Source organism: Allomuricauda sp. MMSF_3307, from assembly GCF_030733585.1.
In the GTDB taxonomy this organism is placed as follows: domain Bacteria; phylum Bacteroidota; class Bacteroidia; order Flavobacteriales; family Flavobacteriaceae; genus Flagellimonas.
Genome location: NZ_JASHIQ010000011.1, coordinates 1 through 1,442 on the forward strand (window position 1 = coordinate 1; position 1,442 = coordinate 1,442).

Annotated in this window: 1 tRNA gene and 1 rRNA gene; both read right to left on the reverse strand. The window is 55.3% G+C overall.

Going from position 1 to position 1,442, the window contains the following annotated elements:
* Position 1: 1 nt before the first annotated feature.
* Positions 2 to 75, reverse strand: a tRNA-Ile gene (locus RBB12_RS16100).
* A gap of 102 nt (positions 76 to 177) precedes the next feature.
* A 16S ribosomal RNA gene (locus RBB12_RS16105) occupies positions 178 to 1,442 on the reverse strand; the annotation flags it as partial.

The window sequence follows — 1,442 nt, forward strand, 5'->3', positions numbered from 1 at the left end:
GTAGTCTCAGGCAGACTCGAACTGCCGACCTCTACATTATCAGTGTAGCGCTCTAACCAGCTGAGCTATGAGACTGTCTTGGCCTATTGCCAGTATTTGTAACATATCATAAACGACAGCGCAGGGATAAATCCATCTCGTGCGGGACAAGGTCTTTCCGGACGTCTCTTTCTCTAGAAAGGAGGTGTTCCAGCCGCACCTTCCGGTACGGCTACCTTGTTACGACTTAGCCCTAGTTACCGATTTTGCCCTAGGCCGCTCCTCTCGGTGACGGACTTCAGGCACTCCCGGCTTCCATGGCTTGACGGGCGGTGTGTACAAGGCCCGGGAACGTATTCACCGGATCATGGCTGATATCCGATTACTAGCGATTCCAGCTTCACGGGGTCGAGTTGCAGACCCCGATCCGAACTGTGACCGGTTTTGTAGATCCGCGCCCCCTTGCGGGGTGGCTTCCCTCTGTACCGGCCATTGTAGCACGTGTGTAGCCCAGGACGTAAGGGCCGTGATGATTTGACGTCGTCCCCACCTTCCTCACGGTTTGCACCGGCAGTCCCGTTAGAGTCCCCATCTTGACATGCTGGCAACTAACGGTAGGGGTTGCGCTCGTTATAGGACTTAACCTGACACCTCACGGCACGAGCTGACGACAACCATGCAGCACCTTGCAGGCGGTCCGAAGAAAGGGGTATCTCTACCCCATGCAGCCTGCATTTAAGCCCTGGTAAGGTTCCTCGCGTATCATCGAATTAAACCACATGCTCCACCGCTTGTGCGGGCCCCCGTCAATTCCTTTGAGTTTCATTCTTGCGAACGTACTCCCCAGGTGGGATACTTATCACTTTCGCTTGGCCACGGAGACCGAAGTCCCCACAGCTAGTATCCATCGTTTACGGCGTGGACTACCGGGGTATCTAATCCCGTTCGCTACCCACGCTTTCGTCCATCAGCGTCAGTACATGGTTGGTCACCTGCCTTCGCGATCGGTGTTCTATGTGATATCTATGCATTTCACCGCTACACCACATGTTCCGGCAACCCCACCATGACTCAAGACCTGCAGTATCAAAGGCAATTTTATGGTTGAGCCACAAACTTTCACCCCTGACTTACAGGCCCGCCTACGGACCCTTTAAACCCAATGATTCCGGATAACGCTCGGACCCTCCGTATTACCGCGGCTGCTGGCACGGAGTTAGCCGGTCCTTATTCTTACGGTACCGTCAAACGCCCACACGTGGGCGCGTTTCTTCCCGTATAAAAGCAGTTTACAACCCATAGGGCCGTCATCCTGCACGCGGCATGGCTGGATCAGGCTCCCGCCCATTGTCCAATATTCCTCACTGCTGCCTCCCGTAGGAGTCTGGTCCGTGTCTCAGTACCAGTGTGGGGGATCCCCCTCTCAGGGCCCCTAACCATCGCTGCCTTGGTGAGCCGTTACC